This window comes from Microbacterium sp. NPDC077391 (assembly GCF_040686955.1).
GTDB classification, from domain to species: Bacteria; Actinomycetota; Actinomycetes; order Actinomycetales; family Microbacteriaceae; genus Microbacterium; species Microbacterium commune.
The window spans coordinates 246680-265380 of sequence record NZ_JBFBMI010000002.1 but is presented as its reverse complement, the minus strand read 5'-3'; the positions used below and the strand labels follow the sequence as shown (position 1 = coordinate 265380).

The following is an 18701-nucleotide window of genomic DNA, read 5'->3' as shown; positions in this document are numbered from 1 at the left end:
GGTCGAGCCGATCTCGCCTGATGTGCAGGAAGAACGCACACCCCGGAATCGGTAGGCTGTACGCATGGCAAAGAGTGCTCCCGTCACCGAGAAGCGGCCCGGCTTCTTCTCGCAGATCCGTTCCCTGTTCCGTTTCACGCGGGACGTGTACGGCTGGCTGCCGTGGGCGCAGATCGCCATCCTCATCGCCGGCGTGCTGATCGGTCTGATCATCGGCTTCCTGATCAGCGGTGCCTCCGTGCTCGGCCTGATCCTCTGGGGCTTCACCGGTCTGCTGTTCGGAATCCTCGGCGCCATGTTCCTCATGACGCGGCTGTCGACGACCGCGATGTACGCGAAGATCGACGGGATGCCAGGAGCGAGCGGCCATGTGCTCAGCACCAGCCTCGGACGCAGCTGGTCGGCATCCGACACCCCGGTCGGGATCAACCCGAAGACGCAGGAGGCCGTGTACCGCGTGGTCGGTCGCGGCGGCATCGTCATCGTCGGAGAGGGCGCGCGCGGCCGGCTCACCCGTCTGATCAACGAGGAGCGCCAGAAGGCGCAGCGCGTCGCGCACGGCGTTCCGGTCACGGTGCTCTACGTCGGCCACGGCGACGACGACGTCGCCATCGCCGACCTGTCGAAGACCATCAAGAAGCTGCCCAAGGCGATCGACAAGGCCACCATGGCTGCGGTCATCCGCCGCATCGAGTCGGTGTCGCAGTCGCTGTCGTCGCTGCCGATCCCGAAGGGCATCGACCCCACCCGCGTGCGCTCCCAGCGTCCGCGCTGAGCCGCGCACCGCGCTCGGACAGCAGAACGGCCCTGTCCGCGGAGAGGGGCCGTTCTGTGCATCTCACTCGCCCAGGGGCTCCTTGGGCAGCCGGCGCACCCGCGGACGGCGGCGGCGCTTCTCGGGGATCATCGAGCGCATCTCGTCGAGCTTGCCGAAGCACAGCAGGCGATCCTCGGCCTCGAGCTCGACGTGCTTGCGCGGGTTGGGGATGACGCTCACACCCCGATGCAGCGTGAGCACGGTGATGTCGCGATCCCACAGGCCCAGGTCGCCGAGCTTCATGCCCACCTGCTCCGCGCCGGCGTGGATGGCCAGCTCCGCCACGCCGTATCCGGTCGAGACGCTCAGTCGCTGGCGGACGTCGATGTCGGGGAAAGCGACCTGGTTCGCGATGTAGTCGATGATCGCGCCCGCCACGTCGAGCTTCGTCGCGGTCTCGATGCCCTGCAGCCCGGGCGAGGAGTTGACCTCCATGACCAGCGGGCCGTCGTCGCTCTCCAGCATGTCCACGCCCGCGACGCGCAGACCCATGATCTGAGCCGAGCGCACGGCCGTCTGCTCGTACACCGGGTCGAGGGTCACCGGCTCCACCCGGCCGCCGCGGTGCACGTTCGAGCGGAACTCGTCGCCGTCCGCGACGCGGCGCATGGCCGCCACGACACGGTCGCCGACCACGAGCGCGCGGATGTCGCGGCCACGGCTCTCCGCGATGAACTTCTGGATGAGCACGTTCTGCTTCGTCGAGTGCAGGGTCTCGATGATCGCCTCGGCGACCTTCACCTGCGGGGCGAGGATCACCCCGATGCCCTGGGTCCCCTCGAGCAGCTTGATGACGACCGGGGCGCCGCCCACCCGCTCGATCGCCGGGCGCACATCGGCGCGGTTGCGCACGAACGCGGTCGGCGGCATCGCGATGTTGTGCCGGGAGAGGATCTGGTTGGCGCGGAGCTTGTCGCGCGCGCTCGAGATGCCGTTCGCGGTGTTCGGGGTGTAGACGTCCATCTGCTCGAACTGACGCACCACCGCGGTGCCGAAGTAGGTGATCGAGTTGCCGATCCGCGGCAGGACCGCGTCGTAGTCGCTGAGCTGCTTCCCGCGGAAGAACAGGTCGGGCGCGTCAGCGGTGAGATCGATCGCGAAACGCAGCGTGTTCAGCACCTTGACATCGTGTCCGCGCTGCTGCGCCGCAGCGCGAAGTCGCTGCGTCGAGTACGAGTGCGGGGCGCGCGAGAGAACAGCGATCTTCACAGAGGTTTCCTGCCAGGATGTAGGAGTGACACGGGCCTCTCATTCAAACACGTCCACGGGCTGGCGGGAGTGGGTCGGGCTGCCGGATCTGGGCATCGAATGGCTCAAGGCGAAGATCGACACGGGCGCGCGCACGTCGTCTCTGCACGCCTTCGATGTGGCCGAGTTCGAACGCGACGGCGAGGAGTGGGTGCGCTTCGCCGTGCACCCCTGGCAGGACAGCACCGCCGATGCCGTGGTGCACGAGACGCGCGTGCACGATCGACGCGCCGTGCGCAGCTCGTCCGGCCACACCGAGCACCGCATCGTCGTCACGATGCGGGTGCGGCTGGTCGGCAGGGAGGTGGATGCCGAGGTCACCCTCACCAACCGCGATGAGATGGGCTTCCGGATGCTGATCGGCCGCGAGGCGCTGCGACAGGGATTCCTCGTCGACCCGGCACGCTCGTTCCTCGGCGGTCGCGCACCGCGCGAGATGCGCAACCGCAACCGCGGCCGCTGACCCGACACGGGCTCGCGGCGGCGCTCAGCCGCGGATCAGCACCGTGCCGGCGATCTTGTCGTGCAGGCCCCGCTGATCGGCATCCCAGATCACCGCGGGGATCACGAACACCAGCAGCAGCGTTCGCACGATGGGACGCCACAGCCCCACCCAGGCGCCGTCCAGACGCACCACGCGCATGCCCAGCATCCGGTGGCCGGGGCTGCCGTTCGCGGTGGCGAGGAACACGATCTGCAGCACGGCGAAGACCATCATGGGTGCGAACTGACGCCAGCCGGCTTCTGCGGGCAGCTCGAGCGGGTCGTACCCGAGAAAGCCGATCGCGATGATCGTCGCCGCGAAGTAGTCGATCAGCAGAGCGCCGATCCGCCGGCCCGGGCGGGCGATGCTCCCCGGTCCGGAGATGGGCATGCCGAGGCGTTCACCGGGGTAGTCACTCACCCCCTCAGCCTACCGAGCGGCTGTAACATGCCCGAAACACAGCGGACACGGCTGAGAAACTCCATGCGCATAACCTGCGTAAGGTTGATGCAACCGATACCCGATCAGGAGTCGTACATGTTCACAGAGCCCGCTGAGGTCATCCGCTACATCGAGGAGAACGACGTCAAGTTCCTCGACATCCGATTCACCGACCTTCCCGGGGTCCAGCAGCACTTCAACATCCCCGCCTCCACGGTCGACGACGACTTCTTCCGCGACGGACAGCTCTTCGACGGGTCGTCAATCCGCGGCTTCGCGAGCATCCACGAGTCGGACATGCAGCTGATCCCCGACGTCACGACCGCGTACATCGACCCGTTCCGCGCGGCGAAGACCCTGGTGATGGTCTTCGACATCTACAACCCGCGCACCGGCGAGATCTACAGCAAGGACCCGCGCCAGGTCGCCAAGAAGGCCGAGAAGTACCTCGCCTCGACGGGCATCGCCGACACGGCGTTCTTCGCACCCGAGGCCGAGTTCTACATCTTCGACGACGTGCGCTACTCGGTCACCTCCGGCGAGAGCTTCTACAAGGTCGACTCCGAGGAGGCGGCGTGGAACTCGGGTCGTGAGGAGGAGGGCGGCAACCTGGGCAACAAGACCCCCTTCAAGGGCGGCTACTTCCCCGTCGCCCCGGTCGACAAGACGGCCGATGTCCGCGACGACATGACCCTGCGTCTGATCGACTCGGGCTTCCACCTCGAGCGCTCGCACCACGAGGTCGGCACGGCGGGCCAGCAGGAGATCAACTACCGCTTCGACACGATGGTCAGCGCGGCCGACGACATCCTCAAGTTCAAGTACATCGTCAAGAACACCGCAGAGGAGTGGGGCAAGACGGTCACGTTCATGCCCAAGCCGCTGTTCGGCGACAACGGGTCGGGCATGCACACCCACCAGTCGCTGTGGCTCGACGGCAAGCCGCTGTTCTTCGACGAGGCGGGCTACGGACAGCTCAGCGACATCGCGCGCTGGTACATCGGCGGACTGCTCAAGCACGCGCACGCCGTGCTCGCGTTCACGAACCCGACGCTGAACAGCTACCACCGCCTGGTGAAGCACTTCGAGGCCCCGGTGAACCTGGCCTACTCGGCCGGCAACCGCTCGGCCGCGATCCGCATCCCGCTCACCGGCTCGAACCCCAAGGCGAAGCGCATCGAGTTCCGCGTTCCGGATGCCTCGTCGAACCCGTACCTGGCGTTCGCCGCGCAGCTGATGGCGGGCCTCGACGGCATCAAGAACCGCATCGAGCCGATGGAGCCGATCGACAAGGACCTGTACGAGCTGCCCCCGGAGGAGGCCGCGAACATCCCGCAGGTGCCGAACTCGCTGCTCGACTCCCTCGAGGCGCTGCGCCGTGACCACGACTTCCTGCTCGAGGGCGGCGTGTTCACGCAGGAGCTCATCGACACGTGGATCGAGTACAAGTACACCAACGAGATCCTGCCGATGGCGCAGCGTCCGCACCCGTACGAGTTCGAGCTGTACTACGGCTGCTGAGCCCGCCACCCGCCGAGAAACCACTTCCCGCCCGAGACACCACGTGTGAGCGTGTGTCTCAGGCGGGAAGTGGTTTCTCGCGGTCAGGGGCGAGACGCAGGCGGGGCGGGGCGGGTCAGCGCAGGGCGTCGGCGACCGCGTCCCACCACGCGGCGGAGTCGGCTCGGTGCCCGTCGAGGCGCTCGGCTGCCCCGCGGGTCACGGCAGCAGCGGAGTCGGCGATCCGGGACAGATGCTCGGGGGCGTCGGCGAGGGCGTCGAGGTCGACGACGCCGTCCTGACCCCAATGGCCGAGCGCGCCGGAGAGCTTGATGTGCGTGTACTCGTCTGCAGCCAGGGCGACGATGGGCACGCCCGCCGGCGCGGCGAACACGGCGGGGTGATAGCGGCTGGTCACGAGCAGGCGCGAGGTGCGTGCACGCTGCGCGGCGGTGAGCGAATCGCCGCTGGGCACGACCTCGCTCGGCCGCCGCATCCGCGCCCGCACCCGCTCGTGCAGGGCCGCGTCGCCAGCGGGCTCGGAACCGGCGGATTCGGGGCCGAAGTGCGCGTGGAAGACGACGGGTCCCACCGCGTCGGCGGCGTGATCGAGCAGGGCCGCGATACCGCTCTCGACCTCGTCGGCGGGACGTCCGGCGAACCAGCCCGACAGGCTCACGAGCACGCGCTCGGATGCGGCCGGACCGTCGTCGTCCACCGGTCCGCCGCCGAGGAACGAGGCGTCGTCGACGCCGGCGTTCACGTGTGCGCCCCACCCGCGGGCGAGCTCAGCGGACGCGTGCTCGCGCACACCGGTGCGGGCGGCCGCACGGACCATGTCGGCCACGCGCTGCGCGTCGGCATCCTCCAGATCGGGGCCGAAGGTCTGGCCCGACACGACGACCGGCAGATCACGGGCCCGTGCCATCGCGGCGAGCGTCGTGCGCTCGTAGACGTGCACCGGCCAGCGCGAGGCGAGGTTGCCGCCGCCGGCGATGAGCACACCCGACGCGTCGTCGAGCGCGGTCAGGGCCGCCCGGGCGGGGTCGTCGGCGTCGAGCGCAGTGCGTCCCGCCGCAGCATCCACGAGCAGCGCCGAGCGGCGAGCCGCCGCTTCGCGCTCGAGCCCGCCGAAACCGAGTCGCGGCACGCAGGGCACGCCGTAGCGGGCGGCGGATTCCTCGGGCGACGACGAGACGCCGACGATGCTCAGACCGCGGGCCGCGAGCTCGTCGCGCGCCGCCTCGAACATCGCCTCGTCTCCGATATGGATCATGCCCGACAGCACGCCGATGTCGCCGATGGTGAGAACGCTCACGCTAACCCTTCGCTCAGAATCCGGAGCCGACGTTCGGCGCCTTGTCAACCGTAGGCTCTTTTCTGCTCACCCCAGTACCATTCCAGACGGTGCTATCTCAGCGCCCGCAGGGAGGGCAGCATGGGTATTCAGACGGCGATGGACCGCATCACCGAATCCGGATCGATCATCGAGGCGATGCGCGCGGCGGACGACCTGGCCTTCGAAGCCGGCCGCGACCCTGGGCTTCGCACGCTGCGTGTGCTCTCGGCCGCCATCGCCGCCGACGACGATCTCGCCGCGATCGCGGCCGTGCACGCCCTGGCCGAGATGAACGACGAGGAGGCGGCACGGCTGCTGTCGAGCCTGCTCTCCTCGCCCCGGCCCTACATCGTGGAGCACGCCGCCGACGCCCTCGGCCGGCGGCCCGCACGCCCGGATGCGGTCGGGCGCCTGGTGCGCCTCGTCGCCGAAGGCGGCTTCGCCGGCATGCTCGCCCAGCACACGCTGGAGAAGTGGTCGACGGGCGCGGCCGAACTGCTCGCGGTCGCCCTCGAGACCGCGAGCACCGGGACCCTTCCCGATGACGCGCGCGCCCGACTGGTCGAGACGATGGGGCTGGTGCGACACCCGCTCGTCGTGCGCCCGCTGCAGACGCGGGCGACGGATGCCGCGGCTCCGACCGCCGTGCGCGAGGCGGCCGTCGCCGCGCTCGGCCAGCGCGGCGAGCCCGCCGCGATCTCGACGCTCGAGCAGATCGTCGCGGAGGGCGGTGTCCTCGGCGACCTCGCCCGGCTGGCCCTCATCGACGCCGAGCCTGCCCCGCTCGTCCGTGACAGCGGCGAGGGGCTCACAGTCGCCCAGCTGTTCCTGCACGCGGACATCGACCCGTCGCTGTCGTCGGCGGGCTCCGGCGACAACGGCGGCATCGCCACCCTGCTCGTGCGACTGGGCGACGCGCTGGTCGCCGAGCCCGCCCCTGTCCAGCGCGTGCTGACCCTGTCGCGCGGCACGGCCGCCCAGGCGGGCCCCGACCTGCTCCGTGTCGCCGGCGGCGAGACCGGCCACGTGTACGGCCACATCCCGCTGAGCTCGCCGCCGGTGGGCTCAGCGGCGGCGTGGCCGCTGCGGGTGAGCGTGCGCCGCGGCATCCGACGCCTGCTGCGCGCCGCAGGACGCGTCGACGTGCTCCACCTCCGGATGGCCGACGTCGGCAGCCTGGCGGCTGCCGACGTCGCGCGTGAACTGGGGATCCCGACGGTGTTCACCGTGGCGCCCGACCCGCACAGCGTCATCGCGTCGCTGGAGCGATCGGGCACCCTCACGCGGAAGGACTTCGGCCCGGTGGATCTCACGGAGCACTTCTGGTTCCGCACGCACCTGGTGCAGAGCCTCGCGGCGTCCGCCGCGCATTCCGTCTTCTTCCCGCGACCTCAGCTCGAGCGCGACATGCGCGCGCTCGTCGGCATCGACATGTCCTCGCACCCCGAGCGGCACACCGTGGTCGCCGAGGGCGTCGACCTCGAGGTGGTCGATCGTGCCGTCGCGCGCGCCCGGCAGGTCGCCGCCGGCGACGAGCCGGTCGGTGCCCTCGCCGAGCTGGCCGCCCTGCTCGACGCGCTGCCCGCAGAGCGACGGCGACTGCCGCTCCTGGTCACCGTCGGGCGGATGCACCGCATCAAGGGCATGGCCACTCTGGTGCGCGCATGGGCCGACGGACCGCTGGCCGACGCGGCCAACCTGCTCGTGATCGGCGGCGACCTCGAGCACCCCTCGCTCGACGAGCGCGAGCAGCTCGACCGCATCCGCGCCGCACTGCCGCCCGCCCAGCATGCGGCGCGCGGGCTGCTGCTGACCGGGCACCGATCGAACGACGTCGCCGCCGAGTGGCTGGCGGCCGCGCGCTTCGGGCTTCCCGGCCGGGCGGCACCCGGCGGCGTGTACGTCTGCGCGAGCCTCAAGGAGGAGTTCGGCCTGGCCATCCTCGAGGCGATGGCCACCGGTCTGCTCGTGGTCGCACCCGACAGCGGGGGACCCGCCACCTACGTCGACGACGACGACACCGGCTTCCTCACCGAGACCGCCGACCCGGCGAAGCTCGCCACCGCGACCGAGCGCGCCCTCGCGCGCGCCGGGGGCGCAGACGACGGCGCAGCGGAACGCGCGCGCGACCTCGTGGCTGAGCGCTTCACCATTCAGGGCATGGCCGCCAAGCTCGCTCCCGTGTACGAATCGGTCGCGCACAGCGAGGCCGAGCTGCAGCGCGCGGCGGAGCTGCTGGTATGACTCTGCTGATCATCAGCCCCGACTACGCCTCTCATCTGCTGCCGCTCGCCGCTCTCGGCACCGCATGGCGGGATGCGGGAGAAGAGGTCGTCGTGGCGACCGGCCCCGCGACGGCGGCCATCGTCTCCGGCTTCGGCTACGACCGGGTCGACCTCCCGCTGGGCCGGGGCGCGAATGCAGGCGTCATCCGCAGCTCCGAGCAGCAGGCCGAGGAGGCCGCGTCGCTCGAGGGCTTCTTCGCCGCGACGCGCACAGGCATGGTCGCGACGCTCGCCTATCAGGCACGCGAACGTCTCACCGATCTCATGTGGCGCCCCGTCGACCGCGCACGAGCGACGCTGCAGGTGATCGACGAGGTCGCGCCCGACGCGATCCTCGTCGACCACCTCGCCTACAGTGCCCGCCTGGCACTGCACACGCACGGGATCGCCTACGGCGACGTGGTGCTCGGTCACCCGAGCGCCCTGCCGGTCGCGGGTGAGGTCTACGGCTATCCGCCCGCGTGGCCGGCCGCCTTCACCCCGGAGGCGGCGCAGCTGCGCGAGCTGCGCGCGCTGTGCGAGGAGGTGTCGCGGCGCTTCACGACCCAGTGGAACGACGCCGCCGCCGCTCTCGATCCGGGCGCCCGACCGGTCGCCGATGCCTTCGCGCTGCACGGCGACACCGTGCTCTACAACTACCCGGCCGAGCTCGCCGCCGGCGACGGGCGCGAGCTCCCGCCGCATCGCTTCCTCGGATCGACGCCGCGCGACGAGGCCGGTGCCTCCAACGTCGAGGGGTGGATCGCCACGGGCCACCCGTACGTGTACGTGAGCTTCGGCAGCTTCCTGTCGGTCCGCGGCGACGTGCTCGCCCGCGTGGCCGACGCGCTGCGCGCGACCGGTCTGCGGGCGGCGATAGCGACGGGAACGACGGATGCGGCGATGCTGGGCCCGATCCCCGACGACTGGCTGGTCGCGGAGTACCTGCCCCAGGTGCGGCTGCTCGCCTCGGCCGCCGCGGCGGTGACGCACGGGGGAAACAACTCTGTCACCGAGGCCGTGGGGCACGGGGTCCCGCTGCTCGTGCTGCCGTTTTCGACGGACCAGTTCGCGGGCGCAGCGGCGATCGAGCGCACCGGCACGGGCCGCGCGCTCGACCCGAACGCGGCGACCGTCGAGCAGCTCGCCGCCGCCCTCCGGGAGGTCGCGGACCCGACGTTCACCGGGCGCCCGGTGCTGCGAGCGGCGGCAGCGGCCCAGGTGGCGCAGCCGGGCCCGTCGATCGCCCGAGCGACGGTGTCCGCCTCCGCAGGCGAGCTCAGCTGACGGGGTCCGGCAGGCGCACCGCGCCCACCAGCCGGGCCATCGCCGACGGATCGCCGGCAGCCGCCCGGTAGTGCTCCATGCGCGATGCGTTCGCGTCGTACGCCGCGCCGGCGCGCACCTCGCCGACGTGGTGCAGCGCGTACACGCGGCCGGGATGACGGACGGGCGGCACCCCGAGGATCGTCGAATGCGCGAGGAACCATGCGGCGTCCTCGAAGCCCCATCCGCGGAACCCCTCGTCCTGTCCCCCGTGGCTGCCCCAGGTGCGCGGCGTCGCCACGTACACACCCGAGCAGGCCCCGTCGACGTACTGCTCGACGGTGCATCGCGCCAGCGGCACACCGGCGGCGTGCTCGGCCGATCCGGTGCGTCCGAGCCAGCGGTACTCGTCGTACGGCAGGTGCACGAACGGGCTGTCCGCTGCCGCGCGGATCGCCGCGATCAGCGGCTCGCGCTCGGGGATGGTGTCCGCGTCACCCACCACGACAACCTCGTCCGCGGCCGCATTGCGCATCGCGGTGTTGCGGCACGCGGCGAGCACGAAGGGCACATCCCCCGTGTCGACGGTCTCGAGGGGAACCTGCGGCAGCGCCTCGCGATACCACGCGATCACGCGCTCGTATGCGTCGAGACGCGACGGCGAGGGTCGCCACGGGATCACGATCCGAACGGGGGGAAGCGGCGAGTCGAGAGTCGTCATGCACCGTCCTTTCCCTCTGAGTTTACGGGAGGCTGGCGCCCCTCCCGCACCGCGGGCCACCGCACCGTGCGCGGGGCTCAGCGGGCGGGACTCGGAGGGCGGGAACCGAGCGGGCGGGAACTCAGCAGAGCACGCGCAGCGCACCCGGCTGCACGCGCACGGCCAGCTTGGAGATGTCTCCCGCCTCTTCACCGTCGATCTCGAAGGGCACGGGTCCCGGCAGGGCGACGGCGATGGCCTCGCCGGTGAGGTGCTGCGCGAAGTCGATGCTGACGGTCTCGTCATCCCCGCCGAGCAGCCGCCGGATGCCGTTGTCCCAGACCACCGTGCGCAGGGTCTGCAGCCACTGCGTCACGTTGTCGGCGCTGATCAGCAGCAGATCCAGGCGGCCGTCATCGACCACGGCGTCCGGCAGCAGGGTGACCCCGCCCTGGATGTCACCGCAGTTGCCGATGAGCAGCGTGTGTCCGCTGAGCAGCTGCTCCTCGCCGTCGTCGAGCGTGATGTGGAAGTCGACGGTCTCTGAGGCCGTCACCGCACGTCCCATCGCGGCGACGTAGGCGAGCCAGCCGGCCTTGCTCTTCAGATCGTCGTCGGTCTCCGCGAGCATGTGCGCGTCGAGGCCGAAACCGACCATCACCAGGAATCCGACCTCGACCTCCGCGTCGTCCGTGCGTGTCCAGCCCATGTCGATGCGACGCTCGTCGCCTGCGGCGATGACCTCCAGCGCCTTGGGGATGCTGCCGATCGGGATGCCGAGATTGCGCGCCAGCAGGTTCCCGGTGCCCTGCGGCACGATTCCGAGTGCGGGGGCGTTCTCGACCGACGCGAGGATCTCGGCGACCGTGCGCACGGTGCCGTCCCCGCCGACGGCGATGACGACGTCGCATCCGGCCCGCACCGCCTCGGTCGTCATGGCTCGGCCGGGGTCGTCGGCGGAGGTCTCCCACCACATCAGCTCGGTGTCCGCCGGGACGACATCCGTCACGGCATCCCGAAGTGCGTCGCCCTCGATCTTGGTCGGATTCCAGATGATCCCGAACCGCTGTGCCATCTGCTCCCCCTTCATCACGGCTGGATGTCAGCCGTAGAACTGCTTCTCGAAGACTCGCCGCGCACGACGCGTGACGCGGAGGTAGTCCTCCTCGAGCACGGTGGCGGCGCGGTCAGGATATCCCAGAAGGCGACCGACGCCGTCGAGCTCACGGATATCGGCCGGGAGCACATCCTTCGTCTGCCCCGTGAGCAGCGTCATGGCCGAGCGCAGCCGACTGGCGAGCACCCACGCCTCGCGCAGTCGCTCGGCGTCGTCGGCGGGGAGAAGATCGGCGAGCACGGCGGCATCCAGCGCCTGCAGCGTGGACGTCGTGCGCAGATCGGGCACCCGGTGGCCGTGCTGCAGCTGCAGCACCTGCACCATCCACTCGACATCGCTCAGCGTGCCGGGGCCGAGCTTGAGATGGCGCCGCGGGTCGGCGCCCTGCGGGAGCCGCTCGCCCTCCACCCGCGCCTTGATGCGCTTGATCTCCCGCACATCCTGCAGCGAGACGGCCTCCGGGTAGCGGATGCTGTCAGCGAGCGCGGTGAATCGGGTGATCAGTTTGACGCTTCCGGCTATCCCCCGCGCCCGCAGCAGCGCCTGCGCCTCCCACGACAGCGACCAGCGACGGTAGTACTGCGTGTACGCCTCGATGGTGCGCACGATCGGCCCGTTGCGCCCCTCGGGACGCAGATCGGCGTCGAGCTCCAGCGGCACGCGCTGGTCGGCGAGGTGCTCGCGCAGGCCCGCGACGATCCTGGCGGCGTGCTGCTGAGCGCGCTGCGGATCGACGCCGTTGGGGTCGTAGATGAACAGCACGTCGGCGTCGGAGCCGAAGCCGAGCTCGGCGCCGCCGAAGCGACCCATCGCGATGATCGAGAAGTCCATCGCGTCGTCCTCCGGCGGCACGACCTCGCGGCGCACCGCGCGCAGCGCGGCCTGGATCGTCGCCTCGGTGATCTCGGTGAGCGCCCTGGCCATCTCGTCGACTCCGACCTGCTCCAGCACCGCACCCATCGCCGTGCGCAGCAGCTCGCGTCTGCGCAGCGCCCGCACGGCTCGCAGAGCGGCCTTCGTCGTCGCATGCCTCGTCTGGATCGCGCGCGCCTCCTCGTCGAGCGCGGCACCGCCGCGTGGACGCAGGGCGGCCGGGGTGTCGAGCCAGGCGACGGACTCCGGGATCCACTCCATCAGCTCACCCACGTAGCGCGAGCTCGAGAGCAGCCGGGTCAGGCGCTCGGCGGCACCCGACGAGTCGCGAAGCATCCGCAGGAACCAGTGCGTGTCGCCGAGTCTCTCGCTGATGCGCCGGAAGGCGACGAGTCCGTAGTCGGGGTCGGTGCCGTCGGCGAACCAGCGCAGCATCACCGGCATGAGGTGCCTCTGGATCGTGGCCTTGCGGCTCAGCCCGGAGGTGAGCGCTGCGATGTGCCGCAGCGCGCCGGCGGGGTCGCGGAACCCGATCGCCGCCAGTCGCGAGCCGGCCTGTGCTGTCGAGAGCGTGCGCTCCTCGGCCGGCAGCGAGGCGACGGCCGAGAGCAGGGGCCGGTAGAACAGGCGCACGTGCTGATCTCGCACCGCGCGGCGCACCTCGTCCCAGATCTGCTGCAGACCGGATGCGCTGTCGGCCAGCGCCGTGGCCCTGGCGAGGCGCCGCATGCCCTCGTCGTCTCGCGGCATCAGGTGCGTGCGGGTGAGGTCGTGCAGCTGCAGCCGGTGCTCGAGCAGCCGCAGGATGCGGTACTGCTCACCGAAGGCGCTCGCCTCCGCGCGGCCGATGTAGCCGCCCTCGACGAGCGCGTCGAGCGATTCCAGCGTGCCGCGGGTGCGGATGCCCTCATCGCTGAGCCCGTGCACGAGCTGCAGCAGCTGCACGGTGAACTCGATGTCGCGCAGACCACCGGGACCGAGCTTGATCTGGTAGGGCACATCGTCGGCGGGGATGTGATCGGTGACCCGCTCGCGCATGCGCTGCACGCTCTCGACGAAATCCGACCTCTCGGCGCTGGTCCAGACCTTCGGCTGCACGGCGGTGATGTAGTCCGCGCCGAGTCGGGTGTCGCCGGCCAGCGGACGCGCCTTGAGCAGCGCCTGGAACTCCCAGCTCTTCGCCCAGCGGTCGTAGTAGGCCAGGTGGGATGCCAGCGAGCGCACCAGCGCACCCTGCTTGCCCTCCGGGCGCAGCGCCGCGTCGACCTCCCACAGGGGTGGTTCGATCTCGACGCCGCTCAGTGCCGTCATCGTCTCGCGCGCCAGGCGCGTCGCGATGTCGATCGCCCTCGCCTCGCTGACGACGCTCTCGTCGGCCGTGCCTGCGACGAAGATCACGTCGACGTCGCTCAGGTAGTTCAGCTCGCGCGCACCCGCCTTGCCCATGCCGATGATCGCCAGCCGTGTCGCGGCGATCTCGTCGTGGGTGCCGGCGCGACCCGACCGGTCGACCACCGCGCGGGCGACGGCGAGCCCCGCCTCCAGCGCCGCACCCGCCGCATCCGCGAGTGCGGCCGAGACGCCGGCGATCGCGAGCGTCGCCGACTCCGACGCCAGGTCGACCGCGGCGATCTCGCTCAGACAGCTCCGGTACTCCACCCGCAGTGCGGTGACGGGATCGTCGGCGCGCGCGAAGCCGTCGTCGGCCTCGACGGCCCCGAGCATCCGCGCGGTCAGCTCGGCGGCATCCGGCAGGTGCGTGCGCAGCAGCAGATCGGGATGCAGGCGTTCGGGATGCCGCTCGAAGAACATCCCGAGCGCTCGGGATGCTCCGAACAGCCGCCATGCCGCCTCCCGCGCGACCGGATCGGACAGCACGGCGGCGACCTGCGCCGCGTCGCGGCGCGCGACGCCCACGAGGCCTCGCACCGCGGCATCCGGATCGGCGGCGACCATCCCGTCGGCGAGCTGCGCGCGCTCGAGGCCGGTGAGCTCCGACAGCTCGGTGAGATCCGCGGACGCGGAGGTCAGCTCGACGAAGCCGAGCCGTGCCAGGGCGGACAGCGATATGGACGCATCAGGACGCGCCATCGCCGGCTCAGAGCAGCCCGAGGTTGTTCTTGAGCTCGAACGGCGTCACCTGGCCGCGGTAGGCCTCCCACTCCTTCTGCTTGTTCAGCAGCACGTAGTTGAAGACCTGCTCGCCGAGCGTCTCGGCGACCAGCTCCGAGTCGCGCATGTACTCGAGGGCGTGGTCGAGGCTCGCCGGCAGCGGCGCGTAGCCGAGAGCGCGACGTTCGGAGTCGCTCAGCGACCACACGTTGTCCTCCGCCTCGGGTGGCAGCTCGTACTCCTCCTCGATGCCCTTGAGTCCGGCGGCGAGCATCAGCGCGTACGCGAGATACGGGTTCGCCGCCGAGTCCAGGGCGCGGTACTCGATGCGCGTCGACTGCCCCTTGTTGGGCTTGTACATCGGCACGCGGATCAGGGCCGAGCGGTTCGCGTGACCCCAGGTGACGAAGCTCGGCGCCTCGTCGCCGCCCCACAGGCGCTTGTACGAGTTGACGAACTGGTTGGTGACGGCGGCGATCTCGTTCGCATGACGCAGCAGCCCCGCGATGAACCGGCGGCCGGTGAGCGAGAGCTGATATTCGGCGCCGGCCTCGTAGAAGGCGTTCATGTCGCCTTCGAACAGCGACATGTGCGTGTGCATGCCGCTGCCGGGGTGGTCGTTCAGCGGCTTCGGCATGAACGTCGCGTACACGCCCTGCTCGATCGCGACCTCTTTGACGACGGTGCGGAAGGTCATGATGTTGTCCGCCGTGGTGAGCGCGTCGGCGTAGCGCAGATCGATCTCGTTCTGCCCCGGCCCGCCCTCGTGGTGGCTGTACTCCACCGAGATGCCCAGGTCCTCGAGCATCCGCACGGCGCTGCGGCGGAAGTCGTGCGCGGTGCCGCCGGGGACGTTGTCGAAGTAGCCGGCGCTGTCGGCGGGGATCGGACCCTCCGGACCGAGCTGCGAGGACTTCAGCAGGTAGAACTCGATCTCGGGGTGCGTGTAGAACGTGAATCCGGCGTCGGCCGCCTTCGCGAGCGCCCGACGCAGCACGTTGCGCGGGTCGGAGACAGCGGGTCGACCGTCGGGGGTGGTGAGGTCGCAGAACATGCGGGCGGTCGGGTCGATCTCCCCACGCCAGGGCAGGATCTGGAACGTCGTCGGATCGGGCTGGGCGAGCAGGTCGGACTCGTAGGTGCGCGTCAGCCCTTCGATGGCCGAGCCGTCGAAGCCGATCCCCTCCGCGAAGGCGCCCTCGACCTCAGCGGGCGCGATGGCGACCGACTTGAGGGTTCCGATGACGTCGGTGAACCAGAGTCGGACGAACTTGACGCCGCGCTCCTCGATGGTGCGCAGCACGAAGTCGCGCTGCTTGTCCACCCTCACTGGCCAGACTCGAGAGAGCTGGAGCCCCACGCGTCGTCGGCCGCGTCGTCCGCGGCCCACGCGCGAGAGCGCTCGCGCAGGGTCTCGGGGGCGCGAGCCGCGTCCTCACGCGTGTCGAACGGACCGACCCGGTCGACCGATGCGGACAGCATGCCGAACTCGACCTCCCCGGTGCTGAGGTTGTACCAGTACTTCTCGTCGCCGTCGGACATGTCAGCTCCTTCGTCGGGATCTCGTCACGATCCTAATCGCTGCGTCGTGCATCGCTAGGCTATTCGCCATGGCACAGGCAATCGGCGTCGACATCGGCGGAACGGGCATCAAGGCGGGCATCGTCAATCTCTCCACGGGCACTCTCGATTCGGATCGAGTGCGCGTCCCGACGCCGGAGGGCGCTCACCCCGCCGACGTGGTCGAGACGGTGCGCAGCGTGCTCGACACCCTGGGTGTCGCGGAGTCGACGCTGCCGCTGGGCGTGGCCTTTCCCGCCATCGTGAAGTACGGCAGGACGCTCTCTGCTGCGAACATCTCGAAGGAGTGGGTGGACTTCGAGGCGGAGAAGTTCTTCGAGGACGGACTGGGCCGCAGCATCACGTTCGTCAACGACGCGGACGCGGCCGGCGTCGCCGAGGCTCGTCACGGTGCCGCGCGCGATGCCCGCGGGCTCACCATCATGACGACGCTGGGCACCGGGATCGGCTCGGCCTTCCTCTACAACGGCGTGCTGGTGCCGAACACCGAGCTCGGTCATCTCAACCGCGACGGCGAGTCGATCGAGCGCTGGACCGCCTACTCGGCGATGGAGCGCGAGAGCCTGTCGTGGGAGGAGTGGTCGGCACGTCTTCAGGAGTTCTACTCGCACGTCGAGTTCCTCTTCAGCCCCGACCTGTTCGTCGTCGGCGGCGGCGTGTCGAAGCATCCCGAGAAGTTCCTGCCGCTGCTCGATCTGCGCACCCCGATCGTGTCGGCCGTGCACCGCAACGCATCCGGCATCATCGGCGCGGCGGCTCTGTCGGTCGACTGATCACGCGCACAGCAGGAAGGCCCGGTCATCGACCGGGCCTTCCTGCGTGTTCGGGGCGAGTGGGCCGGCCTGTACGCCGGGTTCTGTTCAGGAGTTCTTCGCTCCCTTGACGGCCATCTCTCTCGACGACACGTTGCCGTGTCGTTCCAGCGACCTACCCGAGGACTCGGCGAGCCGCGTCAACGTCCTCTGTCTGGTCTTGCTCCGGGCGAGGTTTACCTGGCGGAGCGCGTCACCGCGCTCCCCGGTGGTCTCTTACACCACCCTTTCACCCTTACCCCCGAGGGGGCGGTCTTCTCTCTGTGGCACTGTCTCGCGGATCACTCCGGGTGGGTGTTACCCACCGCCCTGCCCTGTGGAGCCCGGACGTTCCTCGGTGCGCTCACGCGCCACGCGGCCGTCCGGCCGACCCACTCGCCCCTCGATTCTACGCGTCCTTCGCGGCGTTCTCGGCGACGTGCACGTCGAGCGGCACGTCGATGTCGAAGCCGGGGAACAGCCGGGCGGTGGCGGCGTCCGCGGCATCGCGGAGGATGCCCGCCACGAGCTGTGCCTGCTCCGCGGGGGCGTGCACGATCACCTCGTCGTGCAGGAAGAGGGCGAGATGCGCGCGGTCGCGGAAGATCGGGCCGGAGGAGGCCGCAGGCACGGATGCCGGCGGAAGGGCCATGAGACGGTGGCGGATCTCGGCGAGCCACAGCAGCGCCCACTCGGCGGCCGTGCCCTGCACGACGAAGTTGCGGGTGAAGCGCCCGCGCTCGCGGGCCCAGCCGCGCGCCCTGCTCTCCTCTGCCCCCGCAGCGTCTGGCCCTCCCGCCAGGGACTGGGCCAGACGCCACGCGTCGTCGGGCCGGGGCGAGCTGCGGCCGAGCAGCGTGCTGACCACTCCCCCCTGCTCGCCGGTGCGCGCGGCGGCGTCGACGAGCCCCATCGCCCGCGGATACACGGTGCGCAGCCGGGGCACGAGCTGCCCGCTCTTACCCGTGGTCGCGCCGTACATGGCTCCGAGCACCGCGTACTTCGCCTCGTCACGCGTCGCGACCGCTCCCGAGCGCACGACGCCCTCGTACAGGTCGCGCCCGCGCGCCGCCTCGACCATGGCGCTGTCGCGCGACATGGCGGCGAGCACGCGCGGCTCCAGTTGCGCCACGTCGGCGTCGACGAGCATCCAGCCGGCGTCCGCCCGGACGGCGTCGCGCAGCTGACGCGGTATCTGCAGCGCCCCGCCGCCGGATGACGCCCAGCGCCCGGTCACCACGGCGCCGGTGAGATAGATCGGACGGAACCGCTCGTCACGCACCCACTCATCGAGCCACACCCATCCGTTCGCGGTGAAGAGTCGGGCGAGCTTCTTGTACTCCAGCAGCGGACCGACCACCGGATGCTCGACGCGCGACAGCTCCCATCGCGAGGTCGAGTCGACGAACACGCCGGCACGGTGCAGCGCCCGCAGCAGGCGCGGCGCGCTGTCGGGGTTCAGGCTCGGGTCGTCGAGACAGCGACCGATCTCGGCGGCGAGCACCGCCATGCGCGCCGGCCGCGCGCCGCGCAGCGGCCGGGGGCCGAGCTGCTGCTCGAGGATGTCATGGTGGGCCGCGGTGCTCCACGGCAGGCCCGCCGCGGTCATCTCCTCCGCGACGAGGGCACCCGTCGACTCCGCGGCGCAGAGCAGCGCGAGGCGGGAGTCGGGTGCCGAGGCCAGTGCCGTCAGCTGAGCTCGCCACTGCGCCCTCACCTCGTCGATGTCGTCGCCGCGTCCGGCGCTCGCGGCGTCCACATCGAACAGCCCCGGCTGCCCGGCGGCGTCGTCGATGTCGTCGGTCCGCAGCCAGCGGTCCGACGGCGGCACCGGATGCGACGACGACGCGGTGTCGCGCAGGATGGCGTGGCAGAGCAGCAGATCGTGCGCCCGGCGCAGCCGCACCCCGGCGGCGAGCAGCCGCGGGTAGAACGTGCGCAGGCTCCGCACGGTCCAGCGCGGTGACAGCTCCTGCTCCATCTCCCGCACCCGCAGGACGAGATCGCGGTCGGCGACCTCCGTGACCGCCGGGTCGGCGTCGACGTCCGCGTGCAGCATGATGATCCACCCGCCGCTCGGGGCTCGCGCCACCAGGGCGTGCGGTGGCTCGGCGGCTCGGGTCACCGCATCCGGTCTGTCACCCGCGGCCGGCATCGGCACGGTCGTC

General features: G+C 70.7%; 15 protein-coding genes and 1 other RNA gene. 6 read left to right on the top strand and 10 right to left on the bottom strand.

Annotated elements, in window-relative coordinates:
- The first annotated feature begins 64 nt into the window (after nt 1-64).
- The gene (locus AB0O65_RS06585; protein ID WP_071640439.1) at nt 65-775 is read left to right on the top strand and encodes a DUF4191 domain-containing protein; all 711 of its coding nucleotides are present in this window, start codon (nt 65-67) and stop codon (nt 773-775) included.
- A gap of 63 nt (nt 776-838) precedes the next feature.
- Here the strand turns inward: AB0O65_RS06585 and AB0O65_RS06580 are convergent, their stop codons facing one another.
- A complete protein-coding gene (locus AB0O65_RS06580; RefSeq protein WP_071640441.1) occupies nt 839-2026 on the bottom strand; it encodes a RimK family alpha-L-glutamate ligase in 1188 nt (395 codons plus the stop codon).
- Between the two features lie 25 nt (nt 2027-2051).
- Between AB0O65_RS06580 and AB0O65_RS06575 the strand changes: the two genes are divergently transcribed.
- Nucleotides 2052-2528, top strand: a complete 477-nt coding sequence (locus AB0O65_RS06575; protein ID WP_071640446.1) for an ATP-dependent zinc protease — start codon at nt 2052-2054, stop codon at nt 2526-2528.
- Nucleotides 2529-2552: 24 nt separating this feature from the next.
- Here the strand turns inward: AB0O65_RS06575 and AB0O65_RS06570 are convergent, their stop codons facing one another.
- Nucleotides 2553-2939, bottom strand: coding sequence for an RDD family protein (locus AB0O65_RS06570; RefSeq protein ID WP_083428557.1), 387 nt, complete (start codon nt 2937-2939; stop codon nt 2553-2555).
- 147 nt (nt 2940-3086) lie between these two features.
- Here AB0O65_RS06570 and glnA point away from each other — a divergent pair, with 147 nt between their 5' ends.
- Nucleotides 3087-4511, top strand: a complete 1425-nt coding sequence (glnA, locus tag AB0O65_RS06565) for a type I glutamate--ammonia ligase (protein ID WP_071640450.1) — start codon at nt 3087-3089, stop codon at nt 4509-4511.
- 115 nt (nt 4512-4626) lie between these two features.
- On the opposite strand, the gene AB0O65_RS06560 is transcribed toward glnA, so the two are convergent.
- Nucleotides 4627-5808 carry a polysaccharide pyruvyl transferase family protein gene (locus AB0O65_RS06560; protein ID WP_071640452.1) on the bottom strand — a complete coding sequence of 394 codons (1182 nt, stop codon included), beginning with the start codon at nt 5806-5808 and terminating at the stop codon, nt 4627-4629.
- Between the two features lie 120 nt (nt 5809-5928).
- Here AB0O65_RS06560 and AB0O65_RS06555 point away from each other — a divergent pair, with 120 nt between their 5' ends.
- Together AB0O65_RS06555 and AB0O65_RS06550 are read left to right on the top strand one after the other, a co-directional pair.
- Nucleotides 5929-8073, top strand: a complete 2145-nt coding sequence (locus AB0O65_RS06555) for a glycosyltransferase (RefSeq protein ID WP_363383735.1) — start codon at nt 5929-5931, stop codon at nt 8071-8073.
- On the top strand, nt 8070-9380 hold the full coding sequence (locus tag AB0O65_RS06550; protein ID WP_071645085.1) for a glycosyltransferase: 1311 nt from the start codon (nt 8070-8072) through the stop codon (nt 9378-9380). Before AB0O65_RS06555 ends, AB0O65_RS06550 begins: the two co-directional genes overlap by 4 nt.
- On the opposite strand, the gene AB0O65_RS06545 is transcribed toward AB0O65_RS06550, so the two are convergent.
- The 5 genes from AB0O65_RS06545 to AB0O65_RS06525 all read right to left on the bottom strand — a co-directional run bounded on the left by AB0O65_RS06545 (nt 9373) and on the right by AB0O65_RS06525 (nt 15703).
- Nucleotides 9373-10080 (bottom strand): hypothetical protein, encoded by a 708-nt coding sequence (locus tag AB0O65_RS06545; RefSeq protein WP_191713379.1) that lies wholly within the window; start codon nt 10078-10080, stop codon nt 9373-9375. The two genes, AB0O65_RS06550 and AB0O65_RS06545, sit on opposite strands and share 8 nt — an antisense overlap.
- A 121-nt stretch (nt 10081-10201) precedes the next feature.
- Nucleotides 10202-11134, bottom strand: coding sequence for a diacylglycerol kinase family protein (locus AB0O65_RS06540; RefSeq protein WP_071641882.1), 933 nt, complete (start codon nt 11132-11134; stop codon nt 10202-10204).
- Nucleotides 11135-11161: 27 nt separating this feature from the next.
- Nucleotides 11162-14140 carry a bifunctional [glutamine synthetase] adenylyltransferase/[glutamine synthetase]-adenylyl-L-tyrosine phosphorylase gene (locus AB0O65_RS06535; RefSeq protein WP_071641833.1) on the bottom strand — a complete coding sequence of 993 codons (2979 nt, stop codon included), beginning with the start codon at nt 14138-14140 and terminating at the stop codon, nt 11162-11164.
- Between the two features lie 7 nt (nt 14141-14147).
- Entirely contained in the window at nt 14148-15485 is a 1338-nt protein-coding gene (locus tag AB0O65_RS06530) for a glutamine synthetase family protein (protein ID WP_071641835.1), read from the bottom strand.
- A 2-nt stretch (nt 15486-15487) separates the two neighbouring features.
- Entirely contained in the window at nt 15488-15703 is a 216-nt protein-coding gene (locus AB0O65_RS06525; protein WP_071641837.1) for a hypothetical protein, read from the bottom strand.
- Nucleotides 15704-15771: 68 nt separating this feature from the next.
- On the opposite strand from AB0O65_RS06525, the gene ppgK reads away from it, so the two are divergent.
- The gene (ppgK, locus tag AB0O65_RS06520; RefSeq protein ID WP_071641839.1) at nt 15772-16515 is read left to right on the top strand and encodes a polyphosphate--glucose phosphotransferase; all 744 of its coding nucleotides are present in this window, start codon (nt 15772-15774) and stop codon (nt 16513-16515) included.
- 56 nt (nt 16516-16571) lie between these two features.
- Here ppgK and rnpB read toward each other — a convergent pair.
- Together rnpB and AB0O65_RS06510 are read right to left on the bottom strand one after the other, a co-directional pair.
- An RNA gene (gene rnpB / locus AB0O65_RS06515) (RNase P RNA component class A) lies at nt 16572-16928 on the bottom strand.
- A gap of 14 nt (nt 16929-16942) precedes the next feature.
- Nucleotides 16943-18658, bottom strand: a complete 1716-nt coding sequence (locus tag AB0O65_RS06510) for a bifunctional 3'-5' exonuclease/DNA polymerase (RefSeq protein ID WP_256221021.1) — start codon at nt 18656-18658, stop codon at nt 16943-16945.
- Nucleotides 18659-18701: the final 43 nt, after the last annotated feature.